The organism is Fangia hongkongensis FSC776 = DSM 21703 (assembly GCF_000379445.1).
In the GTDB taxonomy this organism is placed as follows: domain Bacteria; phylum Pseudomonadota; class Gammaproteobacteria; order Francisellales; family Francisellaceae; genus Fangia; species Fangia hongkongensis.
The window spans coordinates 1-19,030 of the sequence record NZ_KB902260.1 but is presented as its reverse complement, the minus strand read 5'-3'; the positions used below and the strand labels follow the sequence as shown (position 1 = coordinate 19,030).

Genomic DNA, 19,030 nt, shown 5'->3' with positions numbered 1-19,030 from the left:
CGTAGCTTTTTAAGCTCGCCTTCCATATTATCTGAGCCGCCTTCTTTACTTGGTGAGTAACGCTCAATCCAGGTATAAAAAGTACTTGGCTTCACGCCCAACTCTCTGGCTGTTTGTGCATAAGGTTGATCATTCTCTAAGGCTAAATCAACTGATGATTTCTTAAACTCTTCTGTGTATGTGTCGTATGGTTGTTTGTTCATTGGACAGTCCTAACTTTTTTAACAGGTTACTACGTAATTAGCTGTCCGTAAAAGTGTAACCACTCCAAACATTGTGATCAAAAACCACTTAGTTGTGGCACACCAAAATTTTGTATGGATGGTGATTGCTATAATGCAAAACCGACCCATTCAACAGGGCAGGATTTCGGTCAAGCCGCCGCAACGATGGCAGCCGCACAAGCTGCCGCGGATCATTTCAATAAAGATACGATGCAAATATTTCAAGGCAAACCGATGTCTTGTCACAAAGCGATTGCTGATGCTTATGATTGTTGCAGTTTAGATGGTTGGGCTGAAAAAGTGCTTAAATGCTCCGATGATGAAAAACACTTAGCAGATTTAAAGCGTAAAGGCTGGACGGTAGATGTCGGCAGTTATTGTTCTAATAAGCATTTAGGTGTGTGCACTTCACATGCATATGTGTCGTGTACTTATGATAGCTTGTTAGTGGTTGACATTATAAAACAAGGCGTTATTGGTCAGCTACATCACAATTTTGGTGATCCCAAATCAACGCAATGTTTGGGTGTCACACCAGATGAGTTGCAGAAGATTGATTTTAATAAAATTGACTTCTCTAACATCTCTCAAGACATCATCAATAATATGAATCTGCCACAAGCAGGTCAGTCAACTGAAGATACCAAAAACAAAGTGGATTATCTAAAAGAGCATGAGCAATCAGGCGGGGTCATCAAATGAGTGTTGTTGATCAAAATATTGGCTTAGATGCGCCCAATGATGCTGTAACTGCCAATCATCAGCGATTGAGTCATAGCGGTAAGACAGGTGGTGAGATGCCATTTAATGCACCAGTGAGAGGCACTGAGTCCAGTGGCTTAATGGTTGTTTGTGTTGTGATCTTTTTGGTTTATACGCTGCTTATTAGCATCTACAGCAGAATAAAGACGTGGAAATCACAGCAGTCCAATTCATTTCAGCAATCGACACATCGAGCAGGCAGAAGGAATAAAAAAGACAAGCTCACTCAATCGAATCAAAAGCATGGCGGGGGAGTATGATGATCATCAAAAATGCCCAAAAAATGGGTAAAACAAAAAACAGGCAATTGACATACCATTTGATTGCTTATGTGATGGGTTTATTGATTGCTTTGACGATATGTATTGTGATCAGCAAGCCTGCCGTGGCGAAAGAGGTCATTATTCAAGAGGGTCATAATAATCAAGGCTGGCAGTTCTACTCAGAAATCATCCCTGATCCTGCGCTTAAGGCAGTCATTGAAAAGGTACATAGTGGCAATGACAAAAGCAATCGTAAAAAAACTGATCCTTACCCTTATACCACGGCGATGGAAGATTTACGAAAAAGCTTTGCGGAAATTCAGAATCGTTATTTATTAAACCCTACACAGGATAATACGATAGCATGGCAGAAATCGATTATTGCTGTTGAGAAGATGGGGCAACGTGCAGCTTTGGCACGTGTGAAGATGTTATTAACACATCCTGAGTTATCCTATCGAGCAAGCAACCCAACGGAGTCCAATGCCAGACAGATTGCCAACATTCGTCATTTAGATAAGCAAAAGCAAATGGCGCGTGAGATAGCAAAAACCCATGCAATGCTGTTTTTTTATGATGCAGCCGACCAAAATGCGGAATCGTTAGCACCAAGCATTGCTGAGTTTGCCACAGATTATGGTTTTACATTCAGAGGGATGCCATTAACCAACCAGACGCTATCTGCCATCAAAGATAACAGCAATCACCCTGCAAGTAACCTTAACCTTGCGCATAAGCTCGGTGTCACGGTTTTCCCTGCCATTGTATTGGTGAATCCTGTTGCAGGTACCGCGCAGCCTGTTGCTTATGGCTATATTTCAACGAATGAGTTGTTAGAGATGCTTTATATGATTGGTACAAACTACAGCACAGAGGATGTTTTCAATGATTAGAACAATAACCACAACCTATTTTTTAATCCCTTTGAGCTTATTGAAAAAAGCAGCCCAATCGCTGCCTGTTTGTGCATTGTCTTTACTGATGTTAATCACTTTATGTCAGATCAGTTTTGCGCAACACCCTGCTGATTTGATGGCAAAGATTATCGCAGAGAAACAGGCTAACAATCAGCAAAGTAATCAAGTGATGCAAGGTGAATTAGCAAGCAGCGTTAATACGTCAAGCCATAATTCATTTAGCATAGCGAGAGACAATCAAGAGAAAAATGCGCAAAGCAATCCTTTTTATCCCATTGAGCAGCAATGGGTGCTGGTCGTTTTTTTCTCTTCAACCTGCCCTCACTGTAAGCGCTTTATGCCAGTATTGAAACGTTTTTCTGTTACCTATCACTTTAAGGTTTATGACTACACTTTAGATGGCGCTGGTTTGCCGAGCTATCCAGACCCCTTATTCCCAAGTCAAAAAACAATTCACGACTACTTTGGTAATGACAAAATACATTATCCTGCACTTTTTATGGTGAACAAACATACGCTAACAGGTATCCCTATTAGCCTTGGTGAGATGCCTTATGTCATTTTAAAAAACAGAATGTTACAGCTTAAAAATACGATTCAGAGGTATGGGTTATGATGAAGCTATTATTGTTATTCAGACGATATACATATTATGCTAAACAATGGGTAATGAGATTAACTGCTATGATTGGCATTGTGATGAGTTTGTCACATCAAGCTTTTGCAGGATTAAATGGTGAGTTAGACAGTTATTTTAATTCAGTAGGGTACTCTTCAAACACCACAACTCCCAGTGTGTATCAAGGACAGCAAGCAGGTTATTTAAATGGTGGCTCGTTAATGGTTCGCGCTAAAGATCGCACCATTCAGCCGATTGGGATTCATCTGCCAAGCCTTAAGGCAGGCTGTGGTGGCATTGATGCCTATATGGGGGCATTTTCTTTTATTAACTCTCAAAAGCTGGTGCAATTTGGTCAGGAGATTTTGCAAGATGCCATTCCTGTGGCAATTGATCTGGCAATGCAAAGTGTATCACCGACCTTGCAGAGGGAAATGGAGAAGCTCACAAAATGGGCTAACGACATTAACAACTTAAATTTCAGCTCATGTCAGATGGCACAGAGCTTAGTTGGCGGGATGTGGCCGAAAAATACGGCTGCACAACGCCAAATTTGTCAGGAAGCCAATTCGGGTAAGGGCAATATGTTTGCTGACTGGGCGGCATCACGCCAAGGGTGTGGCGCAGGTGGTCAAGGTGAAGATGGCTTAAACAATGCCAAAAATAATGCTGATACCAAAAAACGTGTTATGAAAAACACCAATGTTGTTTGGCAGCTTTTAGAAGGGTATGACTTTTTAGCGCACGACGATGAGTTACGCGAGGCGTATATGTCAATATCAGGTACTGTTGTCTTTGATCAAAATGGCAGCGCGTATCCTTATAGTACAATGGTTAGTGAATCCATGATTCAAGCGCTGTTATATGGTGGTAAAGTGCCTGTGTATGTATGCGATGATATGCATGATTGTTTGCATATTAGAACACCCTCTCAAGGGGCAACGCCGATTAATATTCCTGCTTCTAGTGGTTTGGTCGTTCAGGTGACCAAATACCTTAATCAGTTAAAGCAAACTGCACTCAATGATACGGCATTAACCGCTGAAGAACAAAGCTTTATTGGTCTTGCGGGGATGCCTGTATTGAAGATGATTCAAGATGAGTATCAGGCAGGTATTGTCGATATGAATGATTTAAATACCTATGCTGAGATTATTGCACAGTCTTTGCTAAGTAACTTCTTACAGCAGGCACTGGATCAGGTTCAGACTGCTGTTGCGATGTCTCAGGCAACCGATGCCGCTAAGAAAACCATTGAAGATAGCATTGCCCTAGCTGAAACCAAAGTCAGAACAATGTCACTGCAAAGCTATCAAGAAATTCAAACTCAAGAAGCGTTACTTTCTAAAACCATCACCTTAGAGAAGATGGGGCAGGGGCAACTAGCAGCACAAACCCAGCAAAACATGATGTTTAACACCAATAATCAGTAGGAAGGATTAAGAAGATGGCAGCTATACCTATTTATGTTTTTGCAGGGGCGCACAGCACTGCCGATATGCTCAATGCCGTTGCAATGTTTGCAGGAGATAATAACTATCTTGAACTAATTAGTATTTTTGGGTTGGTGGGGATTGTCTTATTGGCGATGAAAATGCTCGCAACAGGCAATTACCAAATCATGTTTAATTGGGCAGTCACCTATGTTGTTGTAATGGCGCTTTGTATTGTGCCAAAGACTGATGTAATGGTGATTGATTTATCAGATAACACGAGCTTTCAGCAGGTTGACAATGTGCCTTTAGCTTTAGGTGTGATTGCGAGTGAGTTATCCACGATCAGCTACGGTTTATCGCAATTCATTAGTGATGTTTATCATGCACCAAAGGATCAGGAATATACTAAAACAGGGTTTTTATTTGGCTCTCAACTGGTGCAAACAACTTTACAGGCGCAAATGCCTGATGCGAATACAATGGCACTATGGGATCGTTACACAGCGCAATGTATTTTGCCTGACATTGCTTTAGCGCGCGTTAATCCAAATAAATATACGATGAGCCAACTGGCAAATGCCCCTGATATATTTAGTTTTTTAGCGAATCATAATCCATCGCCTTTAAGAGGCATCTATATTGATAGTAATTTCAATACTTGCCAGCAGGCACTGCCTCAGCTTAAAGCGAAATTTGAAGCCCAAGCAAATGAAAGTTTAACGTTTTTGGGTAAGACCTACTATCCCAATCGTCAGCAATTACAAGATAATATTAAGACACTGGTTAGTAATACTTACAACTATATGTTTGGCATGTCCAATTCGGCACAACAGGATTTAGTGCAGAATATGGCAGTTAATTCACTCAAGCAAGGGCTTAAAGCGGCTGCGGCTGAAAGTGATGCTGGTGCTGCATTGAACTATGCTGTTTCTCAAGCACAGAAACAGGAAACAGCAAGCTATCTCACCATGGGGCAGTTGGCAGAGGTGAATTTGCCTGAAATGCAAAGCATTCTGTTTACCTTTTTATTGGCAATGTTTCCGTTTTTTGTCATTTTTTCATTTATCCCAGATATGGGCTTAAAGGTGCTTAAGGAATATATCGTTGGGTTGATTTTCTTATGCTCACTACCTGTGACCTATACAGTATTGCATTACTTAATGCTCTCTGAGCTTGCTAGCAGTGGCAATACCTATGGCTCTATTTATAAGGGAATTACTTTATCGAATATTAATCCCATTGCAGCAAAACACACACAGATGGCATCGATCGCAGGTTATTTGATGTCTTTAACGACTTTTTTAACCTACATTATCGTCAGAGGGCTTGCGCAAGGCATGGTGAGTATGTCTGAGCGTTTAGGCGCGTTAGCCAACAGTGGAGTATCTTCCACAGCGCATCAATGGACAGATGGCTCATTAAGTTTGAACTCATCCCAAGTTGGTAATCACACGTGGGATTCAATCACAGCGAATAAGCACGACCTTGCGCCAGTGGATCGCTTTAACTCTGCCAGCTATCAACGTGGCGATGGGGCAACCGTGACACAGTTTGCCAATGGTCAAATTAGTGTTGATCAACCCAACTCGAATCTGCGCTCGGGCATTAATGTCTCGCAAAGCATTAGTGACAGTCTACAACACTCATTAGCAGATGCACACAAAGCAACGCTTTCTGATCGAAATAGCTTAGGTATGTCAAGTGCCAGAACCACGAATGACTTGTATCAGTTGGGAGATAATATTTCTCATGGCCAGACGCAAGGTATTCAAATGAGTGAATCACAGCAGGCGGCTTTCACTAAAGCATACCAAGAAAACCAGAATGTGGTTGATCAGGTGATGAAGAATACAGGGATGTCGCATGATGAAGCCTCTAAGGTTCTAAAAAGCGCTTATGCCAAAGGTAATTTACATACCGAGGTTGGGCTTCCATTTCTTGCTAAGCTTATTAGCCCTGCTTCAGGGAATGTCTCCGCTGATTTTGGCGGCGGAATTACCGGTGAATCATCACACTCAGATGTCGATATGAATTCAAAACAGTTACAAGAAGCAGAGTCATTAATGAAGTCTTACTCAGACAGTATGAATACCATGACCAGTATTGCTACTAATAGCACAGTAACAGATAGTAGCTCAAGAACAGGTGCTGTACTACATAACTTTAGTGATGACTATCGTCAGACACAGGATTATTCACGTCAGGTTAGTGCAGATGAAGCGCGTGAAAAAAGTCTATCAGCGGCATTGTCGCAAGCAAAAACCAATAGTGCTTCTATTAATGAAAATGCCAACTTTGATTATGTGAATATGCTCAAAGATCGTTTCCCGCAGCATTATGCAGATATATTAAATGACAGCTCTCCTGCAAATGCAGCGATTCATCAGTCAACTCAACAAGACTTTGTGAATAAGAAGGTCGCTGATTTCAATAAAGAGTTCGGTATCGGGGCAAATACATTTGGTAGCAATCAGATCGACAACGCAAATGCGCAAAATAAATCAAACCTTGATTTTAGTGCGCAAAACACGAATGGCAATGCGGCGTATCACACAGATACGTTCAAAGATAATCATGCGCAAGGTGGTTCTGCATTATATGAAAAAGCCAGTGATAAAGGCATTAAGTTTGATCAAAACACCTATGATCAGCAAGTCGCTCAATCTCAGCAATCACTTGATTCTGGTGCATCACAGGTTAACAACAAAGGCGCAGGACTCAAAGCATCTGCACATGCACGTAATCAATCGATCAAAGATGCATTACAGCAAGATGGCGTATTACCGCAAAGCGAGGTACTTAAGAACATGCCAAGCGCTAATCAATCAGCCAGTGAGTTAGATATGAATCAACTTAATTCAAATGCTGCTGAAGAAAATGGCAAAATTACAAAAGAAGCGTGGAGTAATTTATTTGGCAGTAATAAGGGAGATAAATGATGCGAAGTTATTTGCTACTAAATTGTTTTAACCACTGTTTTTTAAAAGCACGATACATCGGAACAACCTCCTTATTGCTAGCGATCTGCCCTAGAATTGAAGCCAATATGATAGATATTGCTCCAGCAACAAAAAGGAAAACTAGACCTGTCATTGAGTCGCTTGGTTTGTTAGGAAAAACAAAAAATGCACTAATCACACATAAGAAAAATAAAGCTGTGAAAACTAAGCTTGCAATAGCATATGGCTTTGCTTCTTTGTTTAGTGAATTAAGCATAGGCGCAAACAATCCTTTTGTATCTTTCAAATACTTAGGGTCAGTCTGCCAGTTATTACTTACATCTGCTGTGGTATTAGCAGGATCATCACCATATATTGCTTGGTACAAATCCTTGTCTTTAAAGACTTTTTGGGCAAAGTCTACATCTTCGCGAATCAGCTTTCGAAATTTGGCTTTAGTTTGTGCATCCATCGTTATTTCTCCTTCACGTTCTAACTCCCACTGTCAATAGGTATTATAGCATGTCTGGTAAAAATTTAACAAAGAAAAACAAACAGGCGCACTTCACCCGTGGAGCGCAGATTACCTTTCATAATTTGCGGATGTTATCGCAAGCCAGTGGCAAGGTTTTGAAGATTGGCATTGCGATTTTTGTGCTGGTAATGGTGATCGGCTTTGTGCTGACAATGAACAAAACAATGATCACAGCCGTATTTGGTTTTTATAAAGCACATGCGTTAACGGCTTTTCATCGTGGACAGTCATTAATTTGGGTGTGGTATCGGGGTAACTGGGGATCACAAAATGCCAGCAGTGTCGTTAATGACCTGTGGTTTAAAGAAGAGGTTGCCAGCTTTTGGTGGTTGATTGTGACTTTTGCGGTCGTTGGTGTTTTTCTGTCGGTGTTATGCACTTATTTGGCAACCATTGGTTTGCGCAAAGTTGGCAAAGATCGTACAACCGATAAATTTGATCGCGGTATGGAGTTGGACGCTCCTAAGGTTTTAGCTAAGGCGCTTTTAAAAAACCAAGATCAATCACCAATGACAATTGATCGCTATCGTGTATTACCCAAAAATTTTGAGCTATACCAAACCTTAATTGATGGCACCACAGGGATGGGAAAGACAGTCTTGTTGATGAAGTTTTTAAGTTACGTGCGCCAGCAGGGAGATCGAGCGGTTATTTATGATAAAGGCTGCTCTCTTACACCATTTTTTTATCGGGAAGGGGTTGATCATTTATTGAATCCATTTGATCAAAGAAGTGTCGCATGGAACACATGGGCAGATTGTGAAGATATTACGGACTATCAGAATATTGCCGATGCGTTAATCCCAATGCATGGACAGGCTGATCCTTTTTGGGTTAATGCTGCTAGAAGTATTTTTGTTTCTACCGCAAGCAAGATGCAGGCAGATAAATCACGCTCAACATACAAGCTATTATCAATGCTTTTAACCTCAACACTTGAAGATATATCTAGCTACCTAGAAGGCACGGATTCGGCAACTTTGGTCAGTACCAAAGCACAGAAAACGGCAATTTCCATTAAGTCTATTTTGGCAACGTATGTGAAGTCATTGCGATTCTTAGCTGATATTGAAGAAAAAAATACCCAAGCCTTTTCTATTCGCAATTGGATTCATGATGAAGCAGCTAATTGTGGCTCGTGGTTATTTTTAACCTCTAATACCAGACAGCATGCATCAATGCGTCCACTCATTTCTGTGTGGCTCACGATTGCCTCATTAGCTTTACTCGAAATGGAGCCTGATGAGCATAGACGTATTTGGTTTATTATTGATGAGGCACCCTCTTTACATGCTATTCCGAATTTACCTGAGACGATTGCAGAGGTCAGAAAGTTTGGCGGTTGCTTCGTGATTGGTTTGCAGTCATATGCGCAGCTACGTAAAACCTATGGCACCGATTATGCTGAAACTATTTTTGACTTATTGAATACTCGCTTTTTCTTTCGCTCACCCTCTTCACAGATGGCGGAAATATCCTCCAAAGAACTAGGGGAGCAGGAAATTGAGCGCTCAACTGAGCAATATTCTATTGGGGCTAATACTATTCGTGATGGTGTTTCAATGGGTACTCAATCCGTTACCAGAAGGCTTGTAAGCCCTGCGCAAATTATGCAGTTAGATAAGCGCCAATGCTATTTACGCATAGGTGGGTCTTATCCTGTCACTAAACTTGAGCTTGAAATTGATCAACTTCCATTGCAAGTCAAAGGATTTATGTCGCGAGATATGTCACAAGAGTCAATGAGCAAAATGCAAAAAATTGATTTATTAGCGGGGGACGCGATGTATGGCAATCTCAAAGCATTGGATCAGGACACACTAAATAATCTTAACAGTGTATTAAGCGATAGTCATGATGATTTAAAAGGTGATGTTGATCGTCATATCAATGCCCTTGAAACCTTTGATCGTCAAAAGCTAGCTCGCAAAGCCCAGAAGATACAGGAAAGCGCATTAAGCATCGATAGTGATGGATTGAATGCTAATAGCATAGATAACGATAACTCAGCAGAAGATTCATCTATCGAAAACAATCAAGCCAATACGGCAGATAGTAATGTCATAAAAGATAAGAAAAGCAGAAAAAATAAGAGAGACAAGACAGAAGGGGATGCAAATGGATCAAGTGATGGCAGTGGTGAATCACTAACATTTGTTGATGCTAGGAATGCGATAGCGGCACATGATGACAAACATCATAAAAAAGATAAAAAGGGCAACATAGCAAAACTCACACCCCAAGGCAGCCAAGAAAATAAAAGGGATGCGGGTAGTTCACAGAACCAGGAACAAGTGATTGATCAGAATAAAGCAAATGAGGTCAGTCAATTAACTGAACTCGATGAAAATTATTTTGATGATTTGCTTGGATAAATGCATGAGATAAGTAAAGGGGGATAGGCGCATGAAAATGAGAAAGATACAAAGCTTTTCATATATCAAACAGCTAAAACAGAAAAATCAACAATTGATGAAGGACAATAAAAAGTTAGATGAGATAAATAGCTATTTAGTCCATGAATTAAACGAGCAGTATAACATCAAATATCAGCCAACATATGAAAGCGAATATGATTGTCTGAGTGTTGATGAATTTGTTGATTTAAATGAAGAAATTAGGCATGCAAAGGCACAAGAAGAAGAGGACGCACAGGCGTCTCATGATTATGGCGATTATTAAAACCTGTAAACCAAAGGAGAAAATAGGGAATGATAACACAAACTAACACGCAAGGCTCAACAAAAAAGTCTAAGCTAATACGCCAATTAGCCATAGTAGGATGCGCTGCATTCATGGGCAGTCAATTAGCAGGATGTACAGCAATTGGCACGGCAATTCAACATCGCAATTTAGAAACTGAGTCGAAAATGAGTCAAACTATTTTCCTTGATCCTGTCAGCCAGAAAGATAAGACCATCTATGTTCAGGTGAGAGACACATCAGGACAAGATGTTAATTTAAAAGATGCGCTTATTGCGTGTTTAAAGGGTCAGGGCTGGAAAGTTGTAAATGATGTAGATCAGGCGCATGACATGGTACAAGTAAATGTCCTTCAAGTGGGTAAAGCGCCGAATCAACAGTCAGTATGGCAATCAATGAATAGTGGATTTGGTAATGCTATTTTGGGTGGTTTTGCGGGTGTTGCCACAGGTTTAGCCACAGATAGTGTTGCAGCGGGCATGGGTGTTGGTGCGGCAACGGGGGCAATTGGTTGGCTTGCAGATCAAATGGTCAAGGATGTTACCTATTCGATGATCACTGACATTCAAGTATCAGTGAGAGTGAATGGAGAGGTGACCCAGACAACCAAAGCAAGCTTGGCACAAGGCAGCTCGACAGCAACAACGCAAACCTATCATCAAAAAACCAATTGGTTACGCTATAGGGCAAGAATTGCAAGCATTGCTGATCAAGTCAATTTAGATTTCGAGGATGCAAAGCCAACACTAATTAGCGAAACAACTAAAGAAATTGCGGGCATTTTTGGCGCATAGCACACTGTGATTATTTGAGATACCGTTAGTTCAGACACACTACCTAACTTTTATTACTAAAGAGATATCTAAAAATACCTAGAATTTGCCTCAATGAGTTGGGTTGGGTGGTTAATGTTCAAAATAAGGAAAAAGTATTATTGAGATTTAAAAGGGTATGTGACAGGGGCAATGAGGAAGTAGAGAAGGGAGGGGGTAAGCCGCCTGTCACATCTAATACAAAGGATAGCACATTAAAACTTAAGGATAGATTAAGACACGAAAAAATCAGAAATAAAAAGTGACAGAGTCTCATTTATATAAATAACAAACACAAATTTCATATCAGGGGGGAATACAATGATATCCATTTCAGCAATTAAGCAATCGGCGAAAGGCGCCGCCGAGTATTATACCAAAGACGAAAAAAACTATTATCTATCCGAAAAAGAAAAGGGGCTGGAAAATAGTGCGCTTTGGATGGGTAAACTGGCTGAGCAGTTTGGATTGGCAGGCAAAGCCGTTGATGTTGAAACGCTGACAAAGATTCTGTCAGGCGAATCACCTGATGGCGGGCAAAAAGTATCAGATCATGGGCGTGGACATCGCACAGGTTGGGATTTTACTTTTTCAGCGCCCAAAAGCGCTTCATTGATGGCATATATTTATGGTGATTATCGCTTTATTGAAGCTCACGACAGAGCCATTGCTAAAGTGGCGGAAGCTATTGAAAAACATACCGCACAGGTGCGTATTTCAACAGAAGATGGGCAAGTGTTTGAAAACACGGGCAACATGTGTATTGCAGCTATTCGTCATGCCACCTCAAGAGAAGATGATCCGCAAGTGCATACCCATTTATTGGTGCCCAATATGAGTGCCGATAAAGACGGTACATTGCGAGCAATGGCATCGACCATGATTCAAAAGCATGGCGTCATTAATGGCATGGCTGAGCGTGTTTTTCATGATCAGAAATATTACACCGCGATGTATCAGTCATTTTATGGTAAAGAAATTCAGTCGATGGGCTTTGATGTGGAGTCAATGGAGAATGGACTGATAAATATCAAAGGTTTTTCTAAAGAGTTAATTCAAGGCTTTTCAAAAAGGCGTGAGGATATCGTTAAAAAAGCGCAAGAGCTAGGCATTAAAACACATGCGGGCATGGATGTGGTGACATTGGCAACACGTAGCCCAAAATCAGCTAAAAGCATTGATGAGTTAATGGCTAACTGGCAACAGGAAGCTAAAGATTATGATGCTAATTTTCATCCTGACCAACTCAAAGATAATTCAGCCAAGCATGCTGCTGAGATAAACCCATCACAAGCAAGCTTACAACAACAAGCAATACAAGCCTTAACCGAAGCAATGAAGCATTTGGGTGAAGTACAAAGCACTTTTCGTTATGAACGTCTTATTGAAACTGCTTTAAATAAATTTATGGGTAACAACTTATTGGATGTCAATGATTTAGACAAAGCCTTAAAACACATGCTGCAATCAGGCTATGCCGTATCTTGCCCTAATGACCAAATTGCCAGTGTTTTATCATTAGCGCAAGAAAAAAAGCTGCTGGATACCGTCAGCCAGAAATTCAAATACATGTCGTGTGAAGTGAATCCTGAAAAAATGAGCGCCTTGAATATCAGTGACGATAACAAAAAATCGATTACCGATATTTTAGAAAGTGGCAAACAAACCAATGTGATTAATGTTAAAGGGGATCGTATCCCTCTGTTAGAATCATTACTTGTTACCGCTGAGGGTGCGGGTAAACAGGTGACAATGATTGCTCCGAATCATAGTTATTTGTCTGAGCTAAATACCATCAAAAGAACACATGCTGAAAACAGTACATTTAATTGGTTTAAAGATTTATTTAAGGTCAATCGCCTGCATACGACACATTATGCGCAAAAAGACAGCGTTAACTTTAAAAATCAGGTAGTGATTATCGATCAGGCACAGCGCTTAAGTTTTAATGATGCGCAAGCTTTAATTGAAAAAGCAGCCGCTCAACAAGCTAAAATTGTTTTAGTCAATGGCTCCAGTAGTGATCAGCGCATCAAAGGTCACGTGATGGATACAATCAAGCAGGGCAATGTCACTGAGGTTCAGTTTCACCATCAGGGCATTGTTGAGACAAATGTCAATCTCCATGAAATCAAAGACAACCAGGAGCGTATTGCGCAAATCGCCAAACAGTATGTTGCTTTATCTCCAGATGAGCAGCAAACGACTCGCGTTCTGGGTGGAAACATGCGTGAGGTTGCAGGATTCAATCTAGCAATCCGTGAAGCCATGAAAAATGATGGCCGCTTAAGTCGTATTGAGCAGGAAGTGTCACATCTATCCCCGTACTTTTTAACTGATGCAGAAAAGCGCACCGCAGAGTCTTATAAACTAGGTCAAGTAATTAAATTATCACGCCCTAATGAAGCAGCAAAAGTTGCCAGAATTACCGATATTGATATACATAAAAATCAATTGACTTTGAAAGAGGTGGAACATCAAAACAACTCTTTAGTAGGTAAGATTCTTAATCACTTTACATCAGTGGATGGAAAAGATGCTGATACTCAATCGTCATCTGCTGCTTCATTCACGCTGGCAACAAGAAGTAATGCCCCGCATATTCAAGTATATGATCAGAAAGTTATTCCTGTGGCAGAGGGTGACAAACTATTTATTGCACCAACTCAGCAAGGAAAAGGTTATACAGGCAAGGCACTATTTGGTAGTTTTACGGTCAGTGAATTTCACCCTGTAAGGGACAATAAAGAACAGGCAAAAGTTACGTTGACCGCTGAGGATGACAAAAACTCAAAACCCATCACAATGCGGTTATCTGAATTGGCAACGCATAATATTCGCTATGATTATGCACATAAGCTTAACTCACTCTTAGAAACGGAAAAAGACAAAGCACATAACGTGATGGTCTCGCTACCTAGTTATATGGCATCAAAAGAAGTACTAGAGAGTCTCACAGAAAAAACACGAAATAATTTACACATTTACAGCAACCACTATGACGCACTCAAAACAGGATTAGATAAATCCGCTATTCGCCCTAACAGTATTCGCAGTGTCTTAAATTATGATCATCACAACAATGCTCCAAGCGAATCAAATACAACCAACACCCCAGATAATAGTTCAACCACATTAGATCGCACCGTAACCAATACAGCTAAAGAAAACATGATTGGTGATAAATTGAGTCATGACATTAATCGGGCGGTGGCATCATTGCGTGATGACTATAGCGACAAAATCAACATGACGCAGGAAAAAATCATCAATCGTGCCGTTGATTTTGCTGTTTCTCATTTATCGGATAAAGAAGCAGCGTTCAGACATCAGGACATGGTTAAAACAGCGATTTTCCATGCACTTAAAGAATACAATCAAGTGGTTACTGCTGAGGATGTTGAACACAAGCTAAGTGAGCTTAAGGAAAAGGGCGATATTTTAAGTGCTGAATATGGCGATGGTACACGTTGGGTCACAAAAGAAGCCTATGAGTGTGAAAAATCGATCATTCAAGAAGTAAGAAATTCTCAAGGTCAAATCAAACCATTAATGGATAGCAAAAAGGCAAATAGCTTTCTACAGCAAAGCCATTTAACACGAGGGCAAAAAGAAGCCGTTAGCTTAATTTTGACAACAGAAGATCGCATTGTCAGTATTAATGGTTATGCGGGGGTTGGTAAGTCCACCATGCTTGAATGCGCTCAGGATATTAAAAACATGCAACAATCACTGGAAAACAGTAGTGGGCAAGCAACCAGCAATCTTCGGTTTTTAGGCTTAGCACCAAGCTGGCAGGCAGTACATGAGCTTGAAGCAAAGGGGATTAAATCACAAACCTCTCAGTCACTGTTACAAGATGTGCTTAAGGCATCATCTAAAGAAATGGAAAAATATCAAAACACTGTCTTTTTACTGGATGAGTATTCGATGGTATCCAATCAGGATATGCTGCAATTTGTTAAATTCATCAACCAACACAAATTAAAAGCTGCCGCTTTAGGCGATGTTAAACAGATTGGTTCAATGGGTCAGGGAAAACCTGTTGAGATGCTGCAACAAACGGGCAACATTAAAACCGCCCATATGAAAGATATTGTGCGTCAAAAAGAAATCAAAAATGCACAAAATGAAGTCGTGCAGGGTGATAAAAGCCTGCATGAAGCGGTTAAGCATATGGCTAGAGGTCGGCTCAAACCATCGCTAGAGGCAATGAAAAAACAGCAGGGCAGTCAGCGCATTCAATACGTCAACAACCGTTCTGTCTATCAAAAGGTATTAAAATCAAAAGACTTTGAAGCGTATCTCAATCAAAACGTCATATCAACGGCTGAGAAAGGAGAGGGACTGTCAACGGATAAAAAACTCAATACTGAAATAGCACATAACAAAATGATCAAAGCCGTTGCTTATGATTATTTATCACGTACGCCTGAGACACGCGAAAATACATTAGTAACTGCCTACTCTCATGAAACACGCGACCAAGCAACACGCTATATTCGCGATGGTTTAAAAGCTGATAGTACACTGGCAAAAAAAAGCCACAACTTCACCCGCTTGCGTGGTTTAAATATCACCGAAACACAAAAGCGTAATATCAGCAGTTATGTCGGTGGGGATCGCATTGTTAAGTTAGGGCAAGATCAATATTACACGGTTGACAACGTCATAAAAGACAGTCACATAGTGACACTCAGGAATGTTAAAGATGACAGCTTAAAAGTTATTGATACGCACAAAATCAATCCAAAGACAGTCGGCTTGTTTGTATCATCAACCATGCCCATTGCCGCAGGTGAAAAAATCATGATGCGCATCACTAATAAATCCAAAGGCTTTCAAACAAATGATGAATTCACAGTAACACACACTGACAGCAAAAGCTTTACTGTCAGTAATGGACAAAAGCAAATCACTTTTGATGGCAAAGAAATGAAAGACTGCCACTGGGATTACGCCTATGTTAAAACCGCCAACAATGTCCAAGGGGCAACACGAAAATTTACCATTGATATTGGTGATCCTAAAAGTCCTTTGGCAAACCTTATGCGCTGGTATGTTGACAGCTCAAGGGCTACAGATCATTACCGTCTTTATACAACAGAAGATAAAACACTACTTTTAAAAATGTTTAACAATGATGGCGCTAAATACAGCGCCTTAGAAACAGTGCGTGCCTATATCAGCGACAAAAGTGATTTATCTAAAACAGGGGATCGCATACTGTTTGACACCAATATTAAATCACAAGAACCTGATCAAAAGCATGATCAAATAGATGACAATAGAGAAGGTAAACAAAGCAAAGAAAATGAAGATCAATCTAAAGCGCAAACATCGCCAGAAAAGGCAAAAGCCAAGATCACTTCATCACAGAAATTAAAACCCAGCAATCAGTACCAATCAAAACAACGATTAGATAAGCATGAGGTCGAGCAAGCACTCAATGCCAATGCAGAAAATATCCTGACCATGTTGCTGGGTGAGAAAAACCCAACCTATTCAGATCATAAAACATGGGCTTTTGGCAGCAACAAGGGATCATTAAAAGTCACCATGAGCGGTGATTTTAGAGGACATTGGCGAGACTGGTCAGGAGATAAAAAAGATCATGGCACACTGTTAACACTCATTATGCGTGAAAAGGGCATGGATTTTGTCAGTGCTTTAGAATTCGCAGCAAATATAGTCAATGTGAGTCCACGCGATATTGATTCCCCAGTGACTCAACCCATTAAACCTAAAACACCTGAAGTGGCAAAGACATTCCCTTATGCACAGAAAATATATAACGGATTAAAACCAATCAAAGGCACAGTAGCAGAGCGCTACTTAAAAGAAACGCGTGAAATCAAAACGCACTACAATGCGGACAATCTTTATTACCACAAAGGCGTTTTCTCACCAGAGGATCAGCAGCAGCACCCTGCATTGGTTGGCGTTTTCCGTGATGACAAAGGCGAATTTAAGGGCGTAGAGGTCATTTTCTTAGACAAGAATAACCCAGTAAAAGCTGATCTTAATATGCAAAAAAGGTCATATGGTAATAAAAAAGGGTTTGGTATTGAACTATACAAACCACAACACAATACGGGCATTACCTATATAGCAGAGGGCATTGAAACCAGTCTTTCAATCGCTGAGTCATTAGGTAAAGATAATCACATTATTGCCATATCAGGCGCCAGCAATATGGGCAATATTAATCCTGATGTGATCAATGATAATGTGGTTATTTGTTTTGATAATGATGGTAAGAATGCAGATAGCTTAAAGGCACTCAAAAGCACCATTACCAAGCTTAAAGAGGCAGGGAAAAATGTTATTGTCAGCATGCCTAATGAAGTAAAAACCGACTTTAATGATATGCTCAAATCAGAAGGAACTGAGGCAATACGCAGTAAAATAATTCATGATATAACACAGAGTATGGGCATTCAAGATCAAGACATTAGCCAACAAATTGCAGATAAATATATTGAGGAGAGAGCCTATAAATTAGATAAAGCCGACCCACAAGGAAGTCCGTTAGACGACTTAAGAAAGATCAGCGCTGAGCTTATTGCTAATGCTGAAAATCCACTGGATCAATATGCAAAATCATACGAAAAAAGTATCGATAAAGGCGATATTAAACTACCTGATAATCGGGAAATTGATAAGCAGTTAAATATTGAAATATCGATTTAACAAGTTCAATATTATGATAATGACATCCCTCTAAAAACACTAATAGCAGCTTTTATATCTGTGAAAAAGATTTTGTTATTAATATCAAAACCTATTCCGTAGTGAGGCGACATATACTGACTTATATCATCTGGAATGATGTCTGTATTTCCTGATAGGTTTCTTTTTAAGAGTGAAAACAACAAATAATCATGTCGCGAATAATGACTTGAAATAAAGGAGTTAAATGACACCTCATTGTTGAAACCAAGGAAATCATATATATCGTCAGTTGTCGCTGAATCACGTTCGATCTTACTAGACAAATTAGTATCAAATGCACATACCAAAATACCAAATATTGTCATCATTTTCTTTATATCGTTAAACCTATCAAAATTTATTCCTGTGTTATTGCTATTATCTATAACCAAATAAATTTCGATATGCCTGATTAATCTTTCGATACCTCTTAATGACTCATGTTGATTTTTGATGAATTCTGGTATCAAAATATACTCGTTACCTTGTCGAAGTTGAAAAGATATCTCATTAATTAAATTACTATTCTTCATGAGATTATCAAACAATATAAAAGATGAATTTGAGCTAATATTCCAGCTATTTTGTGAAGATTTTTTTATATCATAAGGCAATGTAATGGTAAAATTTGAGAACTTTTCAAGATATTTATCTGCGTTAATTCGACTGCCATAAGCATGTTTAACTGAACTTTTCAGTTGCTTAATGTTAGTAACAAGAACTATATATATGCCCTCAATATTAAATATATGCTTAATAACTTCCAGCATAGAAAGTGCATAGCTTGGTTTGCATCTATCTAATTCGTCGCCCCTGAAAAAGTAGCTTTTCACATTGTTTTTGTGTGTTTATTGTTCACTGAACTTTATTTCAAAACTCAAAGATATGCCCTAATTGAGTTGAGCCAGCTTCTTCTGGATAAAAATAAATCAAACAGTGACATGCAGGACACAAATACCCAACCCATCTACCAGAGTGACTCATTTAATCTGTGTCAGGTATGTCTAAACAGGTGTCAATAACCTCATCACATGCTTAAGATTCATTCCCATTCCCGCTGAGATTGCATTAATCTTATCTCCAAGCTCACCCTTGAGAAAATTGCG

The 19,030-nt window shown here is 39.9% G+C and carries 12 protein-coding genes and 1 pseudogene; 10 read left to right on the top strand and 3 right to left on the bottom strand.

Going from position 1 to position 19,030, the window contains the following annotated elements; genetic code table 11:
* The coding region (locus tag A37Q_RS0108265; RefSeq protein ID WP_018299690.1) for a transposase at positions 1-203 on the bottom strand (203 nt) is incomplete at its 3' end.
* A gap of 66 nt (positions 204-269) precedes the next feature.
* On the opposite strand from A37Q_RS0108265, the pseudogene traN reads away from it, so the two are divergent.
* The 6 genes and pseudogenes from traN to A37Q_RS0108235 all read left to right on the top strand — a co-directional run.
* Positions 270-926, top strand: a pseudogene (gene traN, locus A37Q_RS15030) (conjugal transfer protein TraN); the annotation flags it as partial.
* Positions 923-1,246, top strand: coding sequence for a hypothetical protein (locus tag A37Q_RS0108255; protein WP_018299805.1), 324 nt, complete (start codon positions 923-925; stop codon positions 1,244-1,246). The pseudogene traN and the gene A37Q_RS0108255, both read left to right, overlap by 4 nt.
* The gene (gene traF, locus A37Q_RS0108250) at positions 1,246-2,142 is read left to right on the top strand and encodes a conjugal transfer protein TraF (protein WP_205617788.1); all 897 of its coding nucleotides are present in this window, start codon (positions 1,246-1,248) and stop codon (positions 2,140-2,142) included. The genes A37Q_RS0108255 and traF (A37Q_RS0108250) overlap by 1 nt, the downstream gene beginning before the upstream one ends.
* A complete protein-coding gene (gene traF / locus A37Q_RS15890; protein WP_018299803.1) occupies positions 2,135-2,782 on the top strand; it encodes a conjugal transfer protein TraF in 648 nt (215 codons plus the stop codon). The genes traF (A37Q_RS0108250) and traF (A37Q_RS15890) overlap by 8 nt, the downstream gene beginning before the upstream one ends.
* A complete protein-coding gene (locus tag A37Q_RS0108240; RefSeq protein WP_083907025.1) occupies positions 2,779-4,218 on the top strand; it encodes a conjugal transfer protein TraH in 1,440 nt (479 codons plus the stop codon). The genes traF (A37Q_RS15890) and A37Q_RS0108240 overlap by 4 nt, the downstream gene beginning before the upstream one ends.
* Positions 4,219-4,232: 14 nt before the next feature.
* Positions 4,233-7,160: a conjugal transfer protein TraG N-terminal domain-containing protein gene (locus A37Q_RS0108235; protein ID WP_018299801.1), complete on the top strand. Its 2,928-nt coding sequence runs from the start codon at positions 4,233-4,235 to the stop codon at positions 7,158-7,160.
* 7 nt (positions 7,161-7,167) lie between these two features.
* On the opposite strand, the gene A37Q_RS0108230 is transcribed toward A37Q_RS0108235, so the two are convergent.
* Complete coding sequence (locus A37Q_RS0108230; protein ID WP_018299800.1) at positions 7,168-7,632, bottom strand: hypothetical protein; 465 nt, start codon at positions 7,630-7,632, stop codon at positions 7,168-7,170.
* Between the two features lie 50 nt (positions 7,633-7,682).
* Between A37Q_RS0108230 and traD the strand changes: the two genes are divergently transcribed.
* From traD to traI, 4 genes are all read left to right on the top strand, one after another.
* Positions 7,683-10,070: a type IV conjugative transfer system coupling protein TraD gene (gene traD, locus A37Q_RS15020; RefSeq protein ID WP_018299799.1), complete on the top strand. Its 2,388-nt coding sequence runs from the start codon at positions 7,683-7,685 to the stop codon at positions 10,068-10,070.
* Between the two features lie 37 nt (positions 10,071-10,107).
* A complete protein-coding gene (locus tag A37Q_RS0108220) occupies positions 10,108-10,377 on the top strand; it encodes a hypothetical protein (protein ID WP_154648656.1) in 270 nt (89 codons plus the stop codon).
* Positions 10,378-10,406: 29 nt separating this feature from the next.
* Positions 10,407-11,192 carry a complement resistance protein TraT gene (locus A37Q_RS0108215; protein ID WP_018299797.1) on the top strand — a complete coding sequence of 262 codons (786 nt, stop codon included), beginning with the start codon at positions 10,407-10,409 and terminating at the stop codon, positions 11,190-11,192.
* Between the two features lie 339 nt (positions 11,193-11,531).
* Positions 11,532-17,903 carry a conjugative transfer relaxase/helicase TraI gene (gene traI / locus A37Q_RS0108205; RefSeq protein WP_018299795.1) on the top strand — a complete coding sequence of 2,124 codons (6,372 nt, stop codon included), beginning with the start codon at positions 11,532-11,534 and terminating at the stop codon, positions 17,901-17,903.
* Positions 17,904-17,914: 11 nt separating this feature from the next.
* Here the strand turns inward: traI and A37Q_RS0108200 are convergent, their stop codons facing one another.
* Positions 17,915-18,757: a P-loop NTPase fold protein gene (locus tag A37Q_RS0108200; protein WP_154648655.1), complete on the bottom strand. Its 843-nt coding sequence runs from the start codon at positions 18,755-18,757 to the stop codon at positions 17,915-17,917.
* Positions 18,758-19,030: the final 273 nt, after the last annotated feature.

Bases quoted from the DNA above. Each gene is read 5' to 3' on its own strand.
- A37Q_RS0108255 (WP_018299805.1), top strand. From the start codon at position 923: ATGAGTGTTGTTGATCAAAATATTGGCTTAGATGCGCCCAATGATGCT.
- traF (WP_205617788.1), top strand. From the start codon at position 1,246: ATGATCATCAAAAATGCCCAAAAAATGGGTAAAACAAAAAACAGGCAA.
- traF (WP_018299803.1), top strand. From the start codon at position 2,135: ATGATTAGAACAATAACCACAACCTATTTTTTAATCCCTTTGAGCTTA.
- A37Q_RS0108240 (WP_083907025.1), top strand. From the start codon at position 2,779: ATGATGAAGCTATTATTGTTATTCAGACGATATACATATTATGCTAAA.
- A37Q_RS0108235 (WP_018299801.1), top strand. From the start codon at position 4,233: ATGGCAGCTATACCTATTTATGTTTTTGCAGGGGCGCACAGCACTGCC.
- A37Q_RS0108230 (WP_018299800.1), bottom strand. From the start codon at position 7,632: ATGGATGCACAAACTAAAGCCAAATTTCGAAAGCTGATTCGCGAAGAT.
- traD (WP_018299799.1), top strand. From the start codon at position 7,683: ATGTCTGGTAAAAATTTAACAAAGAAAAACAAACAGGCGCACTTCACC.
- A37Q_RS0108220 (WP_154648656.1), top strand. From the start codon at position 10,108: ATGAGAAAGATACAAAGCTTTTCATATATCAAACAGCTAAAACAGAAA.
- A37Q_RS0108215 (WP_018299797.1), top strand. From the start codon at position 10,407: ATGATAACACAAACTAACACGCAAGGCTCAACAAAAAAGTCTAAGCTA.
- traI (WP_018299795.1), top strand. From the start codon at position 11,532: ATGATATCCATTTCAGCAATTAAGCAATCGGCGAAAGGCGCCGCCGAG.